This window comes from Micromonospora sp. NPDC005087 (assembly GCF_042872965.1).
In the GTDB taxonomy this organism is placed as follows: Bacteria; Actinomycetota; Actinomycetes; order Mycobacteriales; family Micromonosporaceae; genus Micromonospora.
Map to the genome: position 1 here is coordinate 118,043 of NZ_JBIALB010000010.1, position 18,574 is coordinate 136,616.

The window sequence follows — 18,574 nt, forward strand, 5'->3', positions numbered from 1 at the left end:
GAGCGGGGTCTGGACATGTCTGAGGTTCTCGTCGTCGTCGAAGCCACCAAGGAATTCGGCGTCAAGAAGGTCACCCTGGAGATGCTCACCCTCGCCCGCGAGCTGGGCACCCCGAGCGCGGTGGTGCTCGGCGGTGCTGGCGCCGCGGAGGCGCTGAGCGCCAAGCTGGGCGAGTACGGCGCGGAGAAGATCTACGCCGCCGAGGGTGACGAGATCGACGGCTACCTGGTGGCCCCCAAGGCCACCGTGCTGGCCGAGCTGGTCAAGCGGGTGCAGCCGGCCGCCGTCCTGCTGGCCTCGGCGCAGGAGGGCAAGGAGATCGCCGCCCGGCTCGCCGTCAAACTGGACAACGGCATCCTGACCGACGTCGTCGGACTGGACGCCGACGGCACCGCCACGCAGGTCGCCTTCGCCGGCTCCACCATCGTCAAGTCCAAGGTCACCAGGGGTCTGCCGCTGGTCACTGTCCGCCCCAACTCGGTCAACCCGACCCCGGCGGCGGCCACCCCGGCGATCGAGCAGCTCACCGTGTCGGTCACCGACACCGACAAGCTGGCGAAGGTCGTCGACCGGGTCGCCGAGCAGAAGGGCTCCCGCCCCGAGCTGACCGAGGCCGGCGTGGTCGTCTCCGGCGGTCGCGGCGTCGGCAACGCCGACAACTTCAAGCTGGTCGAGGAGCTGGCCGACCTGCTCGGCGGCGCCGTCGGCGCGTCCCGCGCCGCGGTCGACTCCGGCTTTTACCCGCACCAGTTCCAGGTGGGCCAGACCGGCAAGACGGTCTCCCCGCAGCTGTACGTCGCGCTCGGCATCTCCGGTGCCATCCAGCACCGCGCCGGCATGCAGACCTCGAAGACCATCGTCGCGGTCAACAAGGACGGCGAGGCGCCGATCTTCGAGCTGGCCGACTTCGGCGTGGTGGGGGACCTGTTCAAGGTCGTTCCGCAGGCCGCCGAGGAGATCCGCAAGCGCAAGTGACGCTCCCGGGGCGACGCCGAACGGTGGCGCCCCGGACCGTACGACGACGAGTGGCCGCCCGGGTGTCGGGCGGCCACTCGTCGTTTCCGCGTGGAACCCGCCGTGTCCCGGCGGTGGAAAGGGAGCTGATCGGCGGGCCGGGGAGCTGAGCCGGCCCGCCGATCAGCCCGTCAGGGTGCCCCTCAGCAGGCTGTCGCCGGAGTGGCGGGTGTTGTTGTCGTACTGCTCGGCGGAGACGTCGACCACCGTGTAGCTCTTCAGGTCGACATTCGGGGGCAGTGGCAGCAGAGCGTCCGCGTCGGCACCGAGGGTGCCGATCGAGAACATCTCCATGGTCGTCGGGTTGATGAGCCAGACCTCGTAGTACCCCGACACGCGCGGGAGATTCGCCACGTGCAGATGTAGTTGGCCGTTCTGGAGCACCCGCGCGTCACCCTGGGCCGACTTCGGTGTCGAACCGAAGGCAGCGAGCGGCGCGCTGGCCACCACCGGCTGCGTCGGAGCGGGCTCCGGGTCGTCCTGGCGCAGCACCGACACCGTGCCCACCACGCCGACCGCCGCGGCCGCGACCGCGGTGACCGCGGTGGCCGCCCAGCCCGACCGGCGAGCGCGACGGCGGGACCGGGAGCGGGTCGTCCGACCGGCGGCACCGGGCCACGCTGGCTCGTCCGTCGTACCGCTGACCGGCTCGGCCGCCTGCCGTCGACGCGTCTCGGTCAGCGACGGCAGGGCCTCCGCGGCGCTGATCTCCGCCGTGATGCCCTGCCAGACGTGCTCCGGCGGGTCGGGCAGGTCAGCCAACCCCTGCGTCTCCGCGCCGAGCCCGGCCACCTGCTGGAGGCTCTCCATCTCCACCCGGCAGTGCGCGCAGGTGTCGAGGTGGGTGCTCTCCCCGTTGTCCGCCTCGCTCTCACCGAGCGCCAGAAAGACCAGCCGGTCGTGGTCCAGGTGCTGCACCGTCCACCTCCCATCTGCGTTTCAAGCTCGCCATGCCGCGCCGGATGTGACTCTTCACGGTGCCCAGCGGCACGCCGGTCACCGCCGCTATCTGCTGGTGGGTCAGGTCGTCGTAGAAGGCCAGCTCCAGCATGCGTCGTTGGTCGTCCGGCAGGCGAGCCAGCTCGTCGGCGACCACCAGCCGATCGACCACCCGGTCCGGATCGGGACCGGTCTGCGCCGGCTCGGGCACCTGGCGGACGGTCTCGACCACCCGGGTCTCCCGGGCCGTGGCCCGCATCCGGTCGATCACCTTGCGCCGGCCGATGCCGAGCAGCCAACCGATCAGCGAACCCTTGGCCGGATCGAAGGTCTCCCGCCCCAGCCAGGCGCCGACGAACGTCGCCTGGGTCACGTCCTCGGCGTCGCCGCGGTTGGCCAGCATCGAGGTGGCCAGGTGCAGCACGGCGCGGCCGTACCGGTCGTACGCCTCGCGGAGCGCGACCTCGTCGCCAGCGCGGAACCGGAGGGCGAGGTCGTCCACCGGGAGGTCGGGTTCCTGTCCGGACGCCGTCATCGGGCTGCTCGCCTTCGATGGGGCATGCCCGACTGTAACTCCCACAGCCTCCGCCCCACTCTCCCCGTCGATGTCATCTCACGAAGCTCTTCGTTCCCCGGACCCGGTTCGGATGCGGACCGGGCCGAAAAAAGAAATCCATGTCCGATCGCATCCACCCGTCGCGGAGCCGGCGTAACCCGTTCTGCAAGCCAGGCCTGACGAATCAGCACCAATCAGCAGGAGGCAGACATGCAGCTCTCGTACTTTCCGTCGGGTCGCCGCCGGTGGCGCCGTCGCCGCGCTGGTCTTCGCCGGCGTCGGCGCGTTCACCGCCACCCCCGCGTACGCCGCCACGTCGAAGGTCTCCGTCGTGCACGGCATCCCGGACACCCCGGTCGACGTCTACGTCAACGGCAAGAAGACCCTCGACAACTTCAAGCCCGGTGACGTGGCCGGCCCGCTGAACCTGGAGGAGGGCGAGTACGACATCGCGCTCACCAAGCCCGGTGAGGCAATCGACAAGGCGATCCTCAAGGTCGACGACGCCGCGGTGCCGGGCGGGGCGAACATCAGCATCGCGGCACACCTCGACGCCGCCGGCCAGCCGAAGATCACCCCGTTCGCGAACGACGTCTCCAAGGTCGACGCCGGCAAGGCCCGGCTGATCGTGCGGCACACCGCCGCCGTCCCGGAGGTGGACGTCCGTGCCGGTGGAACCCCGGTCTTCGAGGGCCTGACCAACCCGAACGAGGCCAAGGGCGACGTCGACGCGGGCAGCGTGCAGGCGGACGTGGTGCTGGCCGGCACCGACACCGTGGCCATCGGCCCGGCGGACCTCAACCTCAAGGAGGGCACCGCGACGATCGTCTACGCGATCGGCTCGGCCGAGGCCAAGAACCTCGACGTGGTCGCCCAGACCATCACCGGCCTGCACTTCGCCCCGGGCGGCGTGCCCAGCGGTGACGGTGGTCAGGCCGGCACGGGTGTGGACACCTGGTGGTACGTGCTCACCGGTGCCGGCGTACTCCTGCTGCTCGGCGGCGGGGTGCGGATGGCCACCGCGCGGACCGGCCGCACGTGACGGTGCGCAACCGCGGCGCGCTGGCGGCCCTGGCCGCCGGCGTTGCCGCGCTCACCGTCGCGACCCTGGTGGCGTGCGGCTCCCAGCCCGCCGACGACGTCGGCGCCGAGGAGGCGAGCGCGCTGGCCACCGCCACCGCCGCGCCGCCGGCGGCCGCCCCGTCGGTCCCGGTCACCGCCGGGGGACTGCCGGCTGGCGCGGTGACCGTCCCGCCGGTCCGCCTGGTGATCCCGGAGATCGGCGTCACCGCCACGGTCGACGCGGTCGGCATCAACCGGCGGACCAACGAGTTCGAGGTGCCGCCGAGCGTCGACCGGATCGGCTGGTACCGGTACGGCCCCGGCCTGGAGGCGGACGCCGGCTCGGTGGTCATCGCCGGCCACGTGGACAGCGCCAGGCAGGGCAGGGGAGCGTTCTTCCGGCTGCACGAGCTGGGCCAGGGGGACACCCTGACCGCGACCGGCAGCGACGGCAAGGCCCGGCGGTACCGGGTCGTCGCCCGGGAGGAGTACGCCAAGACCAGGATCCCGCTGGACCGGTACTTCGCCCGGGACGGCAAGCCACGGCTGACCCTGATCACCTGCGGAGGGCCGTTCGACGCCGCCGCGCGCAGGTACCGGGACAACATCGTCGTCACCGCGGTGCCGGCCTGACCGGATGGCTCGCCCGCGGCCGTTCGACGGGCGGACCCGGGGGTCGGGGTGGGGAGGGTCGCGCCCTTCCCGCCCCGGCGGCGCCACGCCCAGGGAGGGTCGCGGGTTCCGGCTGTCGGCCGGGTCCCCTCCCGCGTCCGCTCCCTGACCGGTCAGCCGTAGGCTGAACGGTGATGGCATACCTGGATCACGCGGCGACGACTCCGATGCTCGACGACGCACTGGAGGCGTACGTCGCCACCGCCCGCGAGGTCGGCAACGCGTCCTCCCTGCACGCGGCGGGTCGCCGTGCCCGCCGCCGGGTCGAGGAGTCGCGCGAGCGCGTCGCCGCCGTGCTGGGTGCCCGGCCGTCCGAGGTGATTTTCACCGGCGGCGGCACGGAGAGCGACAACCTCGCGGTCAAGGGCATCTTCTGGGCGCGGCGCGGGGCCGGCCCCGACCGCCGGCGGGTGATCTCCAGCGCCGTCGAGCACCACGCGGTGCTGGACGCGGTGGACTGGCTGGCCCAGCACGAGGGGGCCGAGGTCGGCTGGCTGCCGGTGGACGCCGCCGGTCGACTCGACCCGAACGACCTGCGCGCCGAGTTGGCCGCGCACGCCGACCGGGTGGCCGTGGTCACCGCCATGTGGGCGAACAACGAGGTCGGCACCATCCAGCCGGTGGCCGAACTGGCCGCCGTCGCCGCCGAGCACGGCGTGCCGTTCCACACCGACGCCATCCAGGCGGTCGGGCAGGTGCCGGTCGACTTCGCCGCGAGCGGCGTCGCCGCGCTGACCGTCACCGGACACAAGCTGGGTGGCCCGACCGGGGTGGGCGCGCTGCTGCTCGCCCGGGACGTGGCGGCCACGCCGCTGCTGCACGGCGGCGGACAGGAACGCGACGTCCGCTCCGGCACCCTGGACACCGCCGGCATCGTCGCCTTCGCGGTCGCTGTCGAGGCGGCGGTGAAGGGCCAGCAGGAGTACGCGGCCCGGGTGGCCGCGCTTCGCGACGACCTGATCGAGCGGGTCCGCCGGGCGGTGCCCGAGGTGGTCTACAACGGCGACCCGGTCGACCGGCTGCCCGGCAACGCGCACTTCTCCTTCCCGGGCTGCGAGGGCGACGCCCTGCTTCTCCTGCTCGACGCCCAGGGCATCGCCTGCTCGACGGGTTCGGCCTGCTCAGCCGGGGTGGCCCAGCCCTCGCACGTACTGCTGGCGATGGGCGCCGACGACGACCGCGCCCGCTCCTCGCTGCGCTTCACGCTCGGGCACACCAGCACGCAGGACGAGATCGACGACCTCATCGCGGCCCTCCCCGCCGCCGTCGACCGCGCCCGCCGAGCCGCCGCCCTCCGCACCCCCCGCTGACACCCCCCGGCCAGGGCAGGGATGGGGCTGGGTCGGGTGCGGGCGCGAAGGGTCGCCGGACGGGGTGGATAGGCTGGAGGAGGGAAGGGAGTCAGCTGGTGAGGGTGTTGGCGGCGATGTCGGGCGGGGTTGACTCGGCCGTGGCGGCGGCGCGGGCGGTGGCGGCCGGGCATGACGTGACCGGGGTGCACCTGGCGCTGGCCCGCAATCCGCAGACCTACCGGACCGGGGCGCGCGGCTGCTGCACGCTGGAGGACTCCCGGGACGCCCGGCGGGCCGCCGACGTGATCGGCATCCCGTTCTACGTCTGGGACATGGCCGACCGGTTCCACGAGGACGTGGTGGACGACTTCGTGGCCGAGTACGCCGCCGGTCGTACGCCGAATCCCTGCCTGCGCTGCAACGAGAAGATCAAGTTTTCCGCGGTGCTGGACCGGGCGGTGGCCCTGGGCTTCGACGCGGTGGTCACCGGCCACCACGCCCGCCTCGGCCCCGACGGGCTGCTGCGCCGCAGTGTCGACGTGGCCAAGGACCAGTCGTACGTGCTGGCCGTGCTCACCCGCGAGCAGCTGGACCGCTCGATCTTCCCGCTCGGCGACTCGACCAAGGCGCAGGTCCGCGCCGAGGCCGCCGAGCGTGGCCTGGCGGTGGCCGACAAGCCGGACTCGCACGACATCTGCTTCATCGCCGACGGCGACACCCGCGGCTTCCTGGCCGGCCGCCTCGGCGAGGCGCCCGGCGACGTGGTGGACGCGAGCACCGGCGCGGTGGTCGGCAGCCACACCGGGGCGTACGCGTACACGGTGGGCCAGCGTCGCGGGCTGCACCTGGACCGGCCCGCCCCGGACGGCCGGCCGCGCTACGTGCTCTCCATCACGCCCAAAACCAACACTGTGACGGTCGGCCCGGCCGAGGCGCTGGAGGTGTCCCGGGTACGTGCCGAACGGCCGGTCTGGACGGGTGGCCCACGCCCGGACGCGCCGGTCGAGTGCGAGGTGCAGTTGCGCGCGCACGGCGACGTGGTGCCGGCCACCGTCGCCCTCGACGGCGCCACGCTCCACGCCGAGCTGCGCCGGCCGGCACGCGGCGTCGCCGCAGGCCAGGCCGTGGTGGCGTACCGGCCGGACCCGGCCGGCGACGTGGTCCTCGGCTCCGCCACCATCACCGGCTGACCTGGCACACCATCGCCCTGGCCGTCGCGGCCCGGGCGGCCGGCGTACCGGATACCCTTCCGCCGTGACAGATCAGGTGTGGCCCTGGCCGGCCGGCGCCGCGACCGGCATCGGTTCGCTGCCCGGCACCGACATCGCCGAGGCCCAGCGGGTGGTCCTCGGTGAGCTTCCCGCGCTGCCCCACCTTCCCGAGCTGCCGGCCCGCGGCCCGGGAGCCGACCTGATCGGTCGCAGCGCGGGGCTGCTGGTCGAGCTGCCCGTCGAGCTGTACAGCGGGCGTTGGCGGGTCGCCCCGCGCCCGGGTCGCGACCTGCGTCGGGCCCGCGACCTGATGGAACGCGACCTGGACCAGCTCGCCGAGCAGGCCGAGGAGTACGCGGGCCCGATCAAGGTGCAGGCCGGCGGCCCGCTCACCCTGGCCGCCGCCCTGGAGCTGCCGATCGGCGGCCGGCTGCTGCGCGACCCCGGCGCGGTCCGTGACCTGACCGGCTCCCTCGCCGAGGGGCTGCGCGCGCACGTCGCCGCGGTCGCCCGACGACTGCCCCGCGCCTCGGTGCTGCTCCAGCTGGACGAGCCGTCGCTGCCGACCGTGCTGGCCGGGCGGGTGCCCACCGAAAGCGGGCTGGGCGCGTACCGGGCGGTGGAGTCGGCGGACGCGGCGGCGCTGCTGCGCACCGTCGTCGAGGCCGCTGGCGTGCCGACGGTGGTGCACTGCTGCGCCCCGGACGTGCCACTGGAGTTGATCCGTTCGACGGGCGCCGCCGGGGTGGCCCTCGACCTGGACCTGCTCACCGAGCTGGACCCGCTGGGCGAGGCGATCGACGCCGGCCTCGGGTTGCTGGCCGGGGCCGTGCCGACCCGACCGCCGTCGACCGGCCAGGCGCCGACGTCCGCGCAGGTGGCCGACCGGGTGCGCCAGCTCTGGGACCGGCTCGGGTTCCCGCGCCGGCAGCTCGCCCAGCAGGTGGTCATCACCCCGGCCTGCGGTTTGGCCGGAGCCAGCCCGGAGTACGCCCGGGTGGTGCTGGCCGCGTGCCGGGACGCCGGCCGGCGGCTCGCCGAGGAGTGAGGTTTCCTGTCGTACCCACTGGGCAGGATGAAGGACATGATTGGACAGCTACGTTCAGTGGTGATCGACTGCCCCGATCCGCGGGCACTGGCGGCGTTCTACGCGGAGCTGCTCGGTGTACCCCTGGCCGAGGGTGACTCCGATGACGACGAGTGGGTGGTGCTGGGCGGTCCGCCCGGGCACCAGCCCCGCCTGGCGTTCCAGCGTGCGCTCAACCTGCGTCCGCCGGCCTGGCCGGACCCGGAGCGCCCCCAGCAGTTCCACCTCGACGTGACGGTGGACGACATCGAGGCCGCCGAGAAGGCGGCGCTCGCACTGGGCGCCCGCCGGTTGCCCGGCGAGGGCGAGGGCTTCCGGGTCTACGCCGACCCGGTCGGCCACCCGTTCTGTCTCTGCTGGGACTGACCCTGGCGTGGGTCGCGGCGGCCGGGCATCATGGCCGCCGTGGCCCACGACCCTCTGCGTGCCTCTGGCTCGCTCTTCGGCCTTGCCTATGGTGACGCGCTCGGCAAGCCGACGGAATTCCTGACCGTCGCCGAGATCGAGCACCGGTACGGGCCGGCCGGTCCGCGCGAGCTGACCGGCGAGCCGGCGCTGGTCACCGACGACACCCAGATGGCGCTGGCGGTGGGCTGGGCGCTGCACGAGGCTCCGTCGCTCACCCCGCAGGGGGTGGAGCCGCTGCTCCGGCGGCGCTTCTTGGCCTGGGCGGTCAGCCCGGACAACAACCGCGCCCCCGGCATGACCTGCCTGCGCGCCTGCGCCGACCTGGGTCGCGGGCTCCGCTGGCAGGAGGCCACGGTGGCCGGGTCCAAGGGGTGCGGGGCCAACATGCGGGTCACGCCGGTCGGGTTGCTCGACGTGGATCTGGACACGCTGGCCGGGTTGGCGCAGTTGCAGGCCGGGCTGACCCACGGCCATCCGACCGGGTTGGCGGCCAGCGAGCTCACCGCGTACGCGGTCTTCGCCCTGCGCGGGGGCGCCGGGCTGCCCGCTCTTCCCGCGATTCTCACCGAGCGGGCGCGGAGCCAGCGCCGCGTGTACCGGGAGCGGTGGCTGGGTGACCTCTGGCAGCGCGCCGGGGCCGGCACCGCGGAGGACTTCATCGCCCGGGGCTGGGACGAGTGCCTGGCGGTGCTGGCCCGGCTGACGGACGCCCTGGGGCAGCCGGACGACGGTGGCGATCCGTGCCGGGCCACCGGGGAGGGCTGGGTCGCCGAGGAGGCGCTGGCCACCGCTCTGCTCTGCGCCGTAAGGCACGCCGACGACCCGGTCGCGGCGCTGGCCCGGGGTGCGACCACCGCCGGGGACTCCGACTCGATCGCCGCCCTGGCCGGCGCCTTCGTGGGTGCGGCCGCCGGGATGACCGCCTGGCCGCCCGGCTGGGTCGACCGCATCGAGTACGCCGACCAGCTCGCCACGCTCGGCGCGGCCTGGGACTGATCCAGGTCCCCGCTGCCGATCCCGTCAGCAGGAGTTGGGTGACCGACGGGAGCCGGACGGGGCGGGGGACGGTCAGCGGGTGGGCAGGTGGTGCAGGCTGCGGACCCGTCGCCACAGGTCGGCGTCGCAGTTTCCGGCGCGGTCGGCGAAGGCGGCCGAGCTGATCCGGGTCGGCTCGGTGAGGCTCAGGTAGCTGTCGTGCTCGGCGCCGGGGTCCCAGTTCCGGGTGGGAATGCGGACGTGGTCGTCCCGGTCGCTCTTGTCCTGACTGGTGATCTTCAGTACGTCGGCGCCCCGGGAGTCGGCGCGCAGCACCAGGCAGGGCCGGACCTTGGACCCGCTGCCGTCGGCGTACGGCACGTCGGCCCACCAGATCTCACCCGGCGCCGGCGTGCCCGCGCCCCGGTCGGCGTCGCGGGCCCGGGGTTTGGTGGGCGGCCGGTCGGCGGCGCGGGGTCGCGGCGGCGCGGGACGACGTCCGCCGGTCGCGGGGCCCCGGCCCGGCCGGCTGCCCGGGCGCCGGCTCGCCACCCGGTGCCGCCAGGCGCTCCACGCCCAACCGGCCGCCACCGCCAGCAGGATCGCCACCGCCCAGAGCAGGGCCTCGGGCATCGCCACCTCCGCCGTCGTCCGGAGGCCCACCGGCCCCCGTCGTCCGGCGATCCTCGCATGCCGATCACCGCGGCGCGCGCCGCCGATCGTGATCGCGAGAACGCGGTGCGTGGGTGGGCGACTGTTTGTCCCACCGGGCGGATACCGTGCCGGAGTAGCGTGATCAGGGAGGTCGCAGGCGTGTCCGAAGGTGGCGGTGTGTCCGAGGAGCAGATCGGTCAGCAGGTCAGCCCGGCGCAGGAGGCGGCGGCCGGCGTCGAGCCGACGCCGCATGCGCGGGAACGGCACGCCACGCTCAGCCGCGAGCTGACCGAACATCAGTACCGCTACTACGTGCTGGACGCGCCGATCATCGCGGACGCCGAGTTCGACCGGCAGCTGCGCGAGCTGGAGGCGCTGGAGGACGAGTTCCCGGCACTGCGCACACCGGATTCGCCGACCCAACGGGTCGGTGGCACGTTCTCCACCGACTTCACCCCGGTCACCCACGCCGAGCGGATGCTCTCTCTGGACAACGCCTTCGCCGACGAGGAGCTGGCGGCCTGGGCCGAGCGGGTCGAGCGGGACGCCGGCGGCCCGGTGCCCTACCTGTGTGAGCTGAAGGTCGACGGGCTGGCGATCAACCTGACCTACGAGGCCGGCCGGCTGGTTCGGGCGGCCACCCGCGGTGACGGCCGCACCGGCGAGGACGTCACCGCCAACGTGCGCAGCATCCGTGGCGTGCCCGGCCAGCTCACCCCGTCCGCCGAGTTCCCGGAGATTCCCGAGCTGCTGGAGGTCCGGGGCGAGATCTACTTCCCGATCGCCGCGTTCGCCGACCTCAACGCGGGCCTGGTGGAGCAGGGCAAGGCGCCCTTCGCCAATCCCCGCAACGCCGCCGCCGGCAGCCTGCGCCAGAAGGATCCACGGGTCACCGCGTCACGGCCGCTGCGCCTGGTGGTGCACGGCATCGGCGCCCGCCGTGGTTTCCAGCCCACCGCGCAGTCCGAGTCGTACGCGGCGCTCAAGGCGTGGGGCCTGCCGACCAGTGACCGGTGGCGGGTGGTGCCGGATCTGGCCGGCGTGGCCGAATACATCGCCTACTACGCCGAGCACCGGCACGACGTCGAGCACGAGATCGACGGAGTGGTGGTCAAGGTCGATCCGGTGTCCATCCAGGGCCGGCTCGGGTCGACCAGCCGCGCCCCGCGCTGGGCGATCGCCTTCAAGTACCCGCCGGAGGAGGTCACCACCAAGCTGCTCGACATCGACGTCAACGTGGGGCGCACCGGGCGGGTCACCCCGTTCGCCGTTCTCGAACCGGTGCGGGTGGCCGGCTCCACCGTCGCGCTCGCCACCCTGCACAACGCCCGTGAGGTGGAGCGCAAGGGTGTGCTGATCGGCGACACGGTGGTGCTGCGCAAGGCCGGCGACGTGATTCCCGAGGTGCTCGGCCCGGTTGTCGACCTGCGCCCCGCCGACGCCCGGCCGTTCGTCATGCCGACCACCTGCCCGGCCTGCGGCACCCCGCTCGCGCCGGCCAAGGAGGGCGACATCGACATCCGCTGCCCCAACACCCGCAGCTGCCCCGCCCAGCTACGCGAACGGGTGTTCCACCTCGCCGGTCGCGGCGGGTTCGACATCGAGGTGCTCGGCTACAAGGGCGCGGCGGCTCTGCTGGACGCGGAGATCATCGCCGACGAGGGGGACCTCTTCCAGCTCGACGCCGAGCAGCTGTCCCGGTCCCCGTTCTTCGTCAACAAGGACGGCAGCCTGGGCAGCAACGCGGTCAAGCTGCTGGACAATCTGGCGGTCGCCCGGGAACGCGACCTGTGGCGGGTGCTGGTGGCGCTCTCCATCCGGCACGTCGGCCCGACGGCGGCCCAGGCGCTCGCCAGGCACTTCCGCTCCATGGAGGCCATCGACGCGGCCAGCGAGGAGGAGCTCTCCTCGGTCGACGGGGTCGGTCCGACGATCGCGGCCAGCATCCGGGAGTGGTTCGCCGTGGACTGGCACCGCGACGTGGTCCGCAAGTGGGCCGAGGCGGGCGTACGGATGGCCGAGGAGGCGGGCGACGAGGGGCCGCGCCCGTTGGAGGGGCTGACCGTGGTGGTGACCGGCACGCTCGCCAGCTTCTCCCGGGACCAGGCCGCCGAGGCCGTGCAGAGCAGGGGCGGCAAGGTCAGTGGCTCGGTCTCCAAGAAGACGAGCTTCGTGGTCGTGGGCGACAACCCGGGGTCCAAGGCCGACAAGGCGGCCAGCCTCAAGGTGCCGGTACTCGACGAGGACGGGTTCCGGGTGCTGCTGGACGCGGGTCCGGACGCGGCACGGGACGTCGCCCGGCTGGAGAGCTGACCGGCTCCGGCGTCCGCTGGCCGCGCATACCAACTTAATTACGACTACGACCGATTCGTGACTGTCATACCGGGAAACCCGGGGCTGAGGGCGTTTCATTGGGTCACGGGCGTGCACACGGCACGCCAGTCGTCGCTCGGGAGGTGTGATGGAGGTCGCCGACCCGCGAAACTCCGTCCCGCCCGGACGGGTGGCGCCGTTCACCGCCTTCATCGTCAGCATCCTGGTGGTCGCCGTGTTGGCCGCCGCCGGTCCACTCGCGACACTCCCGGCCGAGCTGTCCCGGCTGCCGGTGGCGTTCTGGACGATGGCCGCGCTCGCGCTGGTCTGCGACGCCCGCCCGTTCGTGCATCCGGGCCGCCGGCAGTCCTCCGCGGTCTTCCCGTCCACCTGTTTCACCTTCGCGATCCTGCTCGGCTGGGGGCTCGGCCCGGCGGTGGCCGTGCAGGCGGCGGGCGTGGTCGTCTCCGGCTGGCGGATGCGGCACGCCGCGTGGCGGACGGCGTTCAACGTCGGCCAGTACGCCTGCGCCCTCGCCGCCGCGTACGGCGTCCTCCAGCTCGGGCCGGGCATCGTCTTCTCCGGCGGCCGGCTGCACTGGACCGACGTGGTCGCCGTCGGCGGCGCCACGCTGGCCTGGTTCGTGGTCAACTACGGGCTGGTGAGCTGGGCGGTACGGCTGCGCTTCGGCGACCGGTGGTGGCCCACGGTCCGGCAGGGCCTCGGTTTCGAACTGCTCTCCACGGGCTCGCTCCTGCTGCTCGCCCCGGTGCTGGTGGCCGCCGCGCGGGTCAGCGCGGCGCTGATCCCGCTGGTGCTGGTGCCGCTCTTCGCCGTGTACCGGATGGCCCGGCTGACCGTCGAGCAGCAGCACCTCGCCGCTGCGGACCCGCTCACCGGGCTGCCCAACCGCAAGGCGCTCCTGGCCGAGGTGGCCGAGCAGGTGCACCTGCACGCCGAGCGGACCGCGCGCGGCGAACCTGACGGGCACCTGGCGCTGCTGCTGATCGACCTGGACCGCTTCAAGAACGTCAACGACGCGCTCGGGCACGCCGTGGGCGACCGGCTGCTCGTCGAGGTCAGCGCCCGGCTCACCGATGTGGAGCCCCGCCCGCAGATGATCGCCCGGCTCGGCGGGGACGAGTTCGCCATCGTGATGACCGGGCTGACCGACGCGAGTCAGGCGCGTGACCTGGCCGACCGGGTGGTCGGGGCGCTGGCCGAGCCGGTGCCGCTGGACGGGCTGCCGCTGGATGTGGGTGGCTCGATCGGGATCGCTCTCTTCCCCGAGCACGGCGAGGACTTCGCCACCCTGATGCGCCACGCCGACGTGGCCATGTACGACGCCAAGCACCGCAACGACACGGTCGCAGTCTACGCCCCGGAGTCCGATCACAACTCCGCCGAGCGGCTCGGCCTGCTCGCCGATCTGCGCCGGGTACTGGAGTCCGGCCCGTCGGTCGACGACCCGCTGGACGCCGAGCCGGCGGGACCCGCACGGCCGACGGGGACGGCCGACGGGGACGGCCGGGATGCGGGGCTGACCGAGCCGGATGGCGCCGAGCGGCCGGTCGACGTACCCCTCGGCGCGGCGGCGGAGGTGCGCGGCGGGGATGGTGCGGCGCTGCCCAGCGGTGACCTGCACCCCGCCGAGGCGGCGTCGCACGCGGGCGCGTCGCCGGTGGTCGCCGGGGCCCCGCCGGCCGGCGGCCGGTGGTGGGGTCGCCGCCGGCGGCCGGGCACCGAGCTGATGCACGCCGACGAGCTGATCAACCGGATCGCCACCGGCGCCGACCCGATCCGTGGCCGGAACACCCGGGCCACGGTCACCGGCACCCGCCCGGACCGGGGCCGGCGTGCCGGCGGGCACGGGCGGCGATCGCCGAACGGCGCGCCCGCGCTGGCCGGCGGCGGCGCCGGCCCGCGACGCGACGTCGGGCCGGGCACCCCGGACGAGCCGCCCGGGTCGACCGGGTGGGCACACTCCGACGCCGAACCGGCCGACGACGCTGGCGAGATCACCATGTATTACCAGCCGCAGATCGCCATCGCCACCGGCGAGGTGGTCGGCGTCGAGGCCCTGCTGCGCTGGCGGCACCCACGGCGGGGGATGGTCGACCCGGAGGAGCTGATCCGGGTCGCCGAGCAGAGCGCGGTGATGCGACTGCTCACCCGCCGGGTCGTCGACGACGTGGTGGAGCAGCTCGCCAAGTGGTCGGCGGCCGGCATCGGGCTGCGGGCGGCACTGAACGTGAGCGTGCGTGACCTGCACACCGGCGAGATCGCCGACCAGATCGCCGACCGGCTGACCCGCTACGGGGTGCCGGCCGAGCGGCTGCAACTGGAGATCACCGAGGGTGCTTTGATGGCCGACCCGCGCCGGGTGCTGGCCACCATCTCCCGGCTGCACCGCATCGGGGTGGCCATCGCGCTGGACGACTTCGGCACCGGCTACTCGTCCCTCCAGCACCTGCGCCGGCTGCCGCTGTCCGAGGTGAAGGTGGACCGCTCGTTCGTGCTGGGCATGGCCGACGACGCCGACGACGCGGCGATCGTCCGGTCGATGATCGAGCTGGCCGGCGCGCTGGGGCTGCGGGTGGTCGCCGAGGGCGTGGAGGACGAGCGGACCTGGCGGATGCTGCACGCCGCCGGCTGCGACGCCGCGCAGGGCTGGTTCTACGCCCGACCGATGCCCGCCGAGGAACTGGTCACCTGGCTGGCCCGGTACCGGCCGGTCCGTCCGAGCGGCGGCCCGGAGCCGGACGCCGGCCGTCGTCCCACCCGCTGACCCACCCGCTGACCCGCCCGCCGATCCGACGCGAGAGGCTGGCGGAGGGGGAGTCGTGGACGCGGCACCGGAGCGGAACAATAGACTCGCTCCGGTCACCGCGCGTCACGCTCCACCCGTCGCGCGATCGGCACACCGCCCGACCAGCAGGACATCAGAAGGGGGCACGGATGGCCGCCATCTCCCGCGAGGAGGTCGCGCACCTGGCGCGCCTGTCGCGGCTCGCCGTCACCGAGGAGGAGCTGGACATCTTCGCCGGCCAGCTCGACGTGATCCTCCAGGCGGTCGCCCAGGTCGGCGAGGTCGCCGCGGCGGACATCCCGCCGACGTCGCATTCGGTGCCGCTGACCAACATCTTCCGCGAGGACGTCGTCACGCCGTGTCTGACCCCGCAGGAGGTGCTGTCGGGCGCGCCCGACGCCGAGGACCAGCGGTTCCGCGTACCGCGGATCCTGAGCGAGGATGTGGCCTCATGAGTGAGCGCCAGCGAGCGAATCAGCAGTGCAGCGCGGTGGTGCCTCATGGCGTCACGGAGCGAAGCGGAGTGACGGCATGAGCGATCTGACCAGAATGACCGCGGTGGAGATCGCCGCCCTGGTCGCTGGCGGCGAGGCCTCCGCCGTCGAGGTGACCCGGGCCCACCTGGACCGGATCGCCGCGGTCGACGACCGGGTGCACGCCTTCCTGCACGTGGACACCGACGGCGCGCTGGCCACCGCCCGCGCCGTGGACGAGCGTCGGGCGGCCGGCGAGGAGTTGGGCCCGCTGGCCGGCGTGCCGGTCGCGGTGAAGGACGTGCTCGCCACCCGGGGCGTGCCGACCACCGTGGGCTCGAAGATCCTGGAGGGCTGGCGCCCGCCGTACGACGCGACCATCGTGCAGCGGCTGCGCGAGGCCGGCACGGTGATGCTCGGCAAGACGAACATGGACGAGTTCGCGATGGGCTCCTCCACCGAATACTCGGCGTACGGCCCGACGCACAACCCGTGGGACCTCAGCCGGATCCCGGGCGGCTCGGGTGGCGGCAGCGCCGCTGCGCTGGCCGCGTACGAGGCGCCGCTGGCCATCGGCTCGGACACCGGCGGCTCGATCCGCCAGCCCGGCGCGGTCACCGGCACCGTCGGCGTGAAGCCCACCTACGGCGGCACGTCCCGCTACGGGCTGGTCGCCTTCTCCTCGTCGCTGGACACGCCCGGCCCCTGCGCCCGTACGGTGCTCGACGCGGCCCTGCTGCACCAGGTGATCGGTGGGCACGACCCGCGCGACTCCACCTCGATCCCGCAGCCGGTGCCGGACGTGGTGGCCGCCGCGAAGCTCGGCGCGACCGGTGACCTGACCGGCGTGCGGCTCGGCATCGTCAGCGAGTTCGTCGGCGAGGGCGCCGAGCCGGGCGTGATGGCGGCGTTCCGCGAGGCGGTGGACGCCCTCGCGAAGCTGGGTGCGGAGATCGTCGAGGTGTCCTGCCCGACGTTCGCCTACGCGCTGCCCGCGTACTACCTGATCGCCCCGAGCGAGTGCTCCTCCAACCTGGCCCGGTTCGACGGCGTCCGGTTCGGCCTGCGGGTCGGCGACGACGGCAACCGGTCGCTGGAGGAGGTCATGTCGCTGACCCGGGAGGCCGGCTTCGGCCCGGAGGTCAAGCGCCGCATCATGATCGGCACGTACGCCCTGTCGTCGGGTTACTACGACGCGTACTACGGGCAGGCGCAGAAGGTCCGGACGCTGATCACCCGGGACTTCACCGCCGCGTTCGAGCAGGTCGACGCGCTGATCTCGCCGACCACCCCGTCGGTGGCGTTCCCGATGGGCGCGCGCACCGCCGACCCGTACCAGATGTACCTGGCCGACCTGTTCACCATCCCGAGCAACCTGTACGGCGGGCCGGGCATCTCGGTGCCCTGCGGCCTCTCCGAGGGGCTGCCCGTCGGCCTGCAGGTGATGGCCCCGACGTTGGCCGACGACCGGATGTACCGGGTCGCCGCCGCGCTGGAGTCCGCGGTCGGCACGTTCACCCCACCGGCACTGTGAGGCAGGAGCCCAGATGACGACGACGCTGCCCGCGTACGACGAGGTCGTCGCGCGCTACGAACCGGTGATCGGCCTGGAGACCCACGTCGAGCTGGGCACGAACACCAAGATGTTCTGCGGCTGCCCGACCGACTTCGGTGGCGAGCCGAACACCCGGGTCTGCCCGGTCTGCCTGGGCCTGCCCGGGTCGCTGCCGGTGGCCAACAAGGCGGCCATCGAGGCGATCATCCGGATCGGTCTGGCTCTGAACTGCTCCATCGCGGAGTGGTGCCGGTTCGCCCGGAAGAACTACTTCTACCCGGACATGCCGAAGAACTTCCAGATCAGCCAGTACGACGAGCCGATCTGCGTCGACGGCTACCTGGACGTCGAGGTCAACGGCGAGACGGTGCGGATCGAGATCGAGCGGGTGCACCTGGAGGAGGACACCGGCAAGACGCTGCACGTCGGCGGCGCCACCGGTCGCATCCAGGGCGCGACCGAGTCGCTGGTCGACTACAACCGGGCCGGCATTCCGCTGGTCGAGATCGTCACCAAGCCCATTCCGGGCACCGGCGCGCTCGCCCCCGACGTGGCCCGGGCGTACGTCACCGAGCTGCGGGACGTGATCCGCACCCTCGGCGTCTCGGACGTGCGGATGGAGGAGGGTTCGCTGCGCTGTGACGTGAACACCTCGCTCAACCTGCCGGGGCAGGAGTGGGGCACCCGCACCGAGACCAAGAACGTCAACTCGCTGCGGTCGGTGGAGCGGGCGGTCCGCTCGGAGATGCTGCGGCAGGCCTCGGTGCTGGACGCCGGCGGCCGGATCACGCAGGAGACCCGGCACTTCCACGAGGACACCGGCGACACCACGCCGGGGCGTTCCAAGGAGACCGCGACCGACTACCGGTACTTCCCGGAGCCGGACCTGGTGCCGATCGCCCCGGACCCGGCCTGGGTCGCCGAGCTCAAGGCCGCCCTGCCGGAGCTGCCCCGGGTGCACCGGCGCCGGCTCCAGGAGCAGTGGGGGCTGTCCGACCTGGACATGCAGTCGGTGCTGAACGCCGGCGCGGTCGAGCTGATCGAGGCGACCGTCGCCGCCGGCACCACGCCGGCCGCCGCCCGTAAGTGGTGGCTCGGTGAGCTGTCCCGCCGGGCCAACGAGAGCGGCCGGGAGCTGGCCGACATCGGCGCCACCCCTGCCCAGGTCGCCGAGTTGCAGGGCCTGGTCGACGCCGGGAAGCTCAACGACAAGATGGCGCGCGCGGTGCTGGAGGGCGTGGTCGACGGCGAGGGTTCGCCCACCGAGATCATGACCAACCGCGGCCTGGAGGTCGTGTCGGACACCGGCGCACTCACCGCCGCCGTGGACGAGGCGATCGCGGCCAACCCCGGCATCGCCGACAAGATCCGTAGCGGCAAGGTCGCCGCGGCCGGCGCGCTGGTCGGCGCGGTCATGAAGACCACGCGCGGTCAGGCCGACGCGAAGACCGTCCGCGAGCTGGTCCTGGAGCGCCTCGGCGTCCAGGGCTGAACGATGGAAGGAAGGGCACCTTCTTAACGCCTCGTGCATAGGAAGGGGCCCTTCCTAACATC

At 73.4% G+C, this 18,574-nt stretch carries 15 protein-coding genes and 1 pseudogene; 13 read left to right on the forward strand and 3 right to left on the reverse strand.

Features of this window, described 5'->3' with window-relative positions; genetic code table 11:
* Window positions 1–15: 15 nt before the first annotated feature.
* Window positions 16–975, forward strand: a complete 960-nt coding sequence (locus ACFYPS_RS23040; protein ID WP_121652417.1) for an electron transfer flavoprotein subunit alpha/FixB family protein — start codon at window positions 16–18, stop codon at window positions 973–975.
* A gap of 162 nt (window positions 976–1,137) precedes the next feature.
* On the opposite strand, the gene ACFYPS_RS23045 is transcribed toward ACFYPS_RS23040, so the two are convergent.
* Window positions 1,138–1,932, reverse strand: coding sequence for an anti-sigma factor (locus ACFYPS_RS23045; RefSeq protein ID WP_354967024.1), 795 nt, complete (start codon window positions 1,930–1,932; stop codon window positions 1,138–1,140).
* A complete protein-coding gene (locus tag ACFYPS_RS23050) occupies window positions 1,886–2,488 on the reverse strand; it encodes a sigma-70 family RNA polymerase sigma factor (RefSeq protein WP_354967023.1) in 603 nt (200 codons plus the stop codon). The genes ACFYPS_RS23045 and ACFYPS_RS23050 overlap by 47 nt, the downstream gene beginning before the upstream one ends.
* Window positions 2,489–2,719: 231 nt before the next feature.
* On the opposite strand from ACFYPS_RS23050, the pseudogene ACFYPS_RS23055 reads away from it, so the two are divergent.
* The 7 genes and pseudogenes from ACFYPS_RS23055 to ACFYPS_RS23085 all read left to right on the forward strand — a co-directional run bounded on the left by ACFYPS_RS23055 (window position 2,720) and on the right by ACFYPS_RS23085 (window position 9,237).
* Window positions 2,720–3,551: pseudogene (locus tag ACFYPS_RS23055) on the forward strand (DUF4397 domain-containing protein).
* Window positions 3,548–4,204 carry a class F sortase gene (locus tag ACFYPS_RS23060; protein ID WP_387326921.1) on the forward strand — a complete coding sequence of 219 codons (657 nt, stop codon included), beginning with the start codon at window positions 3,548–3,550 and terminating at the stop codon, window positions 4,202–4,204. Before ACFYPS_RS23055 ends, ACFYPS_RS23060 begins: the two are co-directional and overlap by 4 nt.
* Window positions 4,205–4,377: 173 nt before the next feature.
* Window positions 4,378–5,553: a cysteine desulfurase family protein gene (locus tag ACFYPS_RS23065; RefSeq protein WP_387326924.1), complete on the forward strand. Its 1,176-nt coding sequence runs from the start codon at window positions 4,378–4,380 to the stop codon at window positions 5,551–5,553.
* A 98-nt stretch (window positions 5,554–5,651) separates the two neighbouring features.
* Window positions 5,652–6,725 carry a tRNA 2-thiouridine(34) synthase MnmA gene (mnmA, locus tag ACFYPS_RS23070; protein WP_354967020.1) on the forward strand — a complete coding sequence of 358 codons (1,074 nt, stop codon included), beginning with the start codon at window positions 5,652–5,654 and terminating at the stop codon, window positions 6,723–6,725.
* 64 nt (window positions 6,726–6,789) lie between these two features.
* Window positions 6,790–7,794, forward strand: a complete 1,005-nt coding sequence (locus tag ACFYPS_RS23075) for a methionine synthase (RefSeq protein WP_354967019.1) — start codon at window positions 6,790–6,792, stop codon at window positions 7,792–7,794.
* A 36-nt stretch (window positions 7,795–7,830) separates the two neighbouring features.
* The gene (locus ACFYPS_RS23080; protein ID WP_354967018.1) at window positions 7,831–8,199 is read left to right on the forward strand and encodes a VOC family protein; all 369 of its coding nucleotides are present in this window, start codon (window positions 7,831–7,833) and stop codon (window positions 8,197–8,199) included.
* A 30-nt stretch (window positions 8,200–8,229) separates the two neighbouring features.
* The gene (locus ACFYPS_RS23085; protein ID WP_354967017.1) at window positions 8,230–9,237 is read left to right on the forward strand and encodes an ADP-ribosylglycohydrolase family protein; all 1,008 of its coding nucleotides are present in this window, start codon (window positions 8,230–8,232) and stop codon (window positions 9,235–9,237) included.
* Window positions 9,238–9,309: 72 nt separating this feature from the next.
* Here the strand turns inward: ACFYPS_RS23085 and ACFYPS_RS23090 are convergent, their stop codons facing one another.
* Entirely contained in the window at window positions 9,310–9,849 is a 540-nt protein-coding gene (locus ACFYPS_RS23090; RefSeq protein WP_354967016.1) for a type II toxin-antitoxin system PemK/MazF family toxin, read from the reverse strand.
* A gap of 198 nt (window positions 9,850–10,047) precedes the next feature.
* Here ACFYPS_RS23090 and ligA point away from each other — a divergent pair, with 198 nt between their 5' ends.
* The 5 genes from ligA to gatB all read left to right on the forward strand — a co-directional run bounded on the left by ligA (window position 10,048) and on the right by gatB (window position 18,512).
* The gene (gene ligA, locus ACFYPS_RS23095) at window positions 10,048–12,183 is read left to right on the forward strand and encodes an NAD-dependent DNA ligase LigA (RefSeq protein WP_354967015.1); all 2,136 of its coding nucleotides are present in this window, start codon (window positions 10,048–10,050) and stop codon (window positions 12,181–12,183) included.
* Window positions 12,184–12,331: 148 nt separating this feature from the next.
* Window positions 12,332–14,971 carry an EAL domain-containing protein gene (locus ACFYPS_RS23100; protein ID WP_354967014.1) on the forward strand — a complete coding sequence of 880 codons (2,640 nt, stop codon included), beginning with the start codon at window positions 12,332–12,334 and terminating at the stop codon, window positions 14,969–14,971.
* 170 nt (window positions 14,972–15,141) lie between these two features.
* Complete coding sequence (gene gatC / locus ACFYPS_RS23105) at window positions 15,142–15,447, forward strand: Asp-tRNA(Asn)/Glu-tRNA(Gln) amidotransferase subunit GatC (RefSeq protein WP_354967013.1); 306 nt, start codon at window positions 15,142–15,144, stop codon at window positions 15,445–15,447.
* 76 nt (window positions 15,448–15,523) lie between these two features.
* On the forward strand, window positions 15,524–16,999 hold the full coding sequence (gene gatA, locus ACFYPS_RS23110) for an Asp-tRNA(Asn)/Glu-tRNA(Gln) amidotransferase subunit GatA (RefSeq protein ID WP_387326932.1): 1,476 nt from the start codon (window positions 15,524–15,526) through the stop codon (window positions 16,997–16,999).
* A gap of 13 nt (window positions 17,000–17,012) precedes the next feature.
* Window positions 17,013–18,512: an Asp-tRNA(Asn)/Glu-tRNA(Gln) amidotransferase subunit GatB gene (gatB, locus tag ACFYPS_RS23115; protein WP_387326934.1), complete on the forward strand. Its 1,500-nt coding sequence runs from the start codon at window positions 17,013–17,015 to the stop codon at window positions 18,510–18,512.
* Window positions 18,513–18,574: the final 62 nt, after the last annotated feature.

Coding starts and splice junctions, on each gene's coding strand:
- ACFYPS_RS23050 (WP_354967023.1), bottom strand. CDS start 2,488: ATGACGGCGTCCGGACAGGAACCCGACCTCCCGGTGGACGACCTCGCC.
- ACFYPS_RS23080 (WP_354967018.1), top strand. CDS start 7,831: ATGATTGGACAGCTACGTTCAGTGGTGATCGACTGCCCCGATCCGCGG.
- ACFYPS_RS23085 (WP_354967017.1), top strand. CDS start 8,230: ATGGCCGCCGTGGCCCACGACCCTCTGCGTGCCTCTGGCTCGCTCTTC.
- ACFYPS_RS23090 (WP_354967016.1), bottom strand. CDS start 9,849: ATGCCCGAGGCCCTGCTCTGGGCGGTGGCGATCCTGCTGGCGGTGGCG.
- gatB (WP_387326934.1), top strand. CDS start 17,013: ATGACGACGACGCTGCCCGCGTACGACGAGGTCGTCGCGCGCTACGAA.
- ACFYPS_RS23040 (WP_121652417.1), top strand. CDS start 16: ATGTCTGAGGTTCTCGTCGTCGTCGAAGCCACCAAGGAATTCGGCGTC.
- gatA (WP_387326932.1), top strand. CDS start 15,524: ATGAGCGATCTGACCAGAATGACCGCGGTGGAGATCGCCGCCCTGGTC.
- ACFYPS_RS23100 (WP_354967014.1), top strand. CDS start 12,332: ATGGAGGTCGCCGACCCGCGAAACTCCGTCCCGCCCGGACGGGTGGCG.
- ACFYPS_RS23065 (WP_387326924.1), top strand. CDS start 4,378: ATGGCATACCTGGATCACGCGGCGACGACTCCGATGCTCGACGACGCA.
- gatC (WP_354967013.1), top strand. CDS start 15,142: ATGGCCGCCATCTCCCGCGAGGAGGTCGCGCACCTGGCGCGCCTGTCG.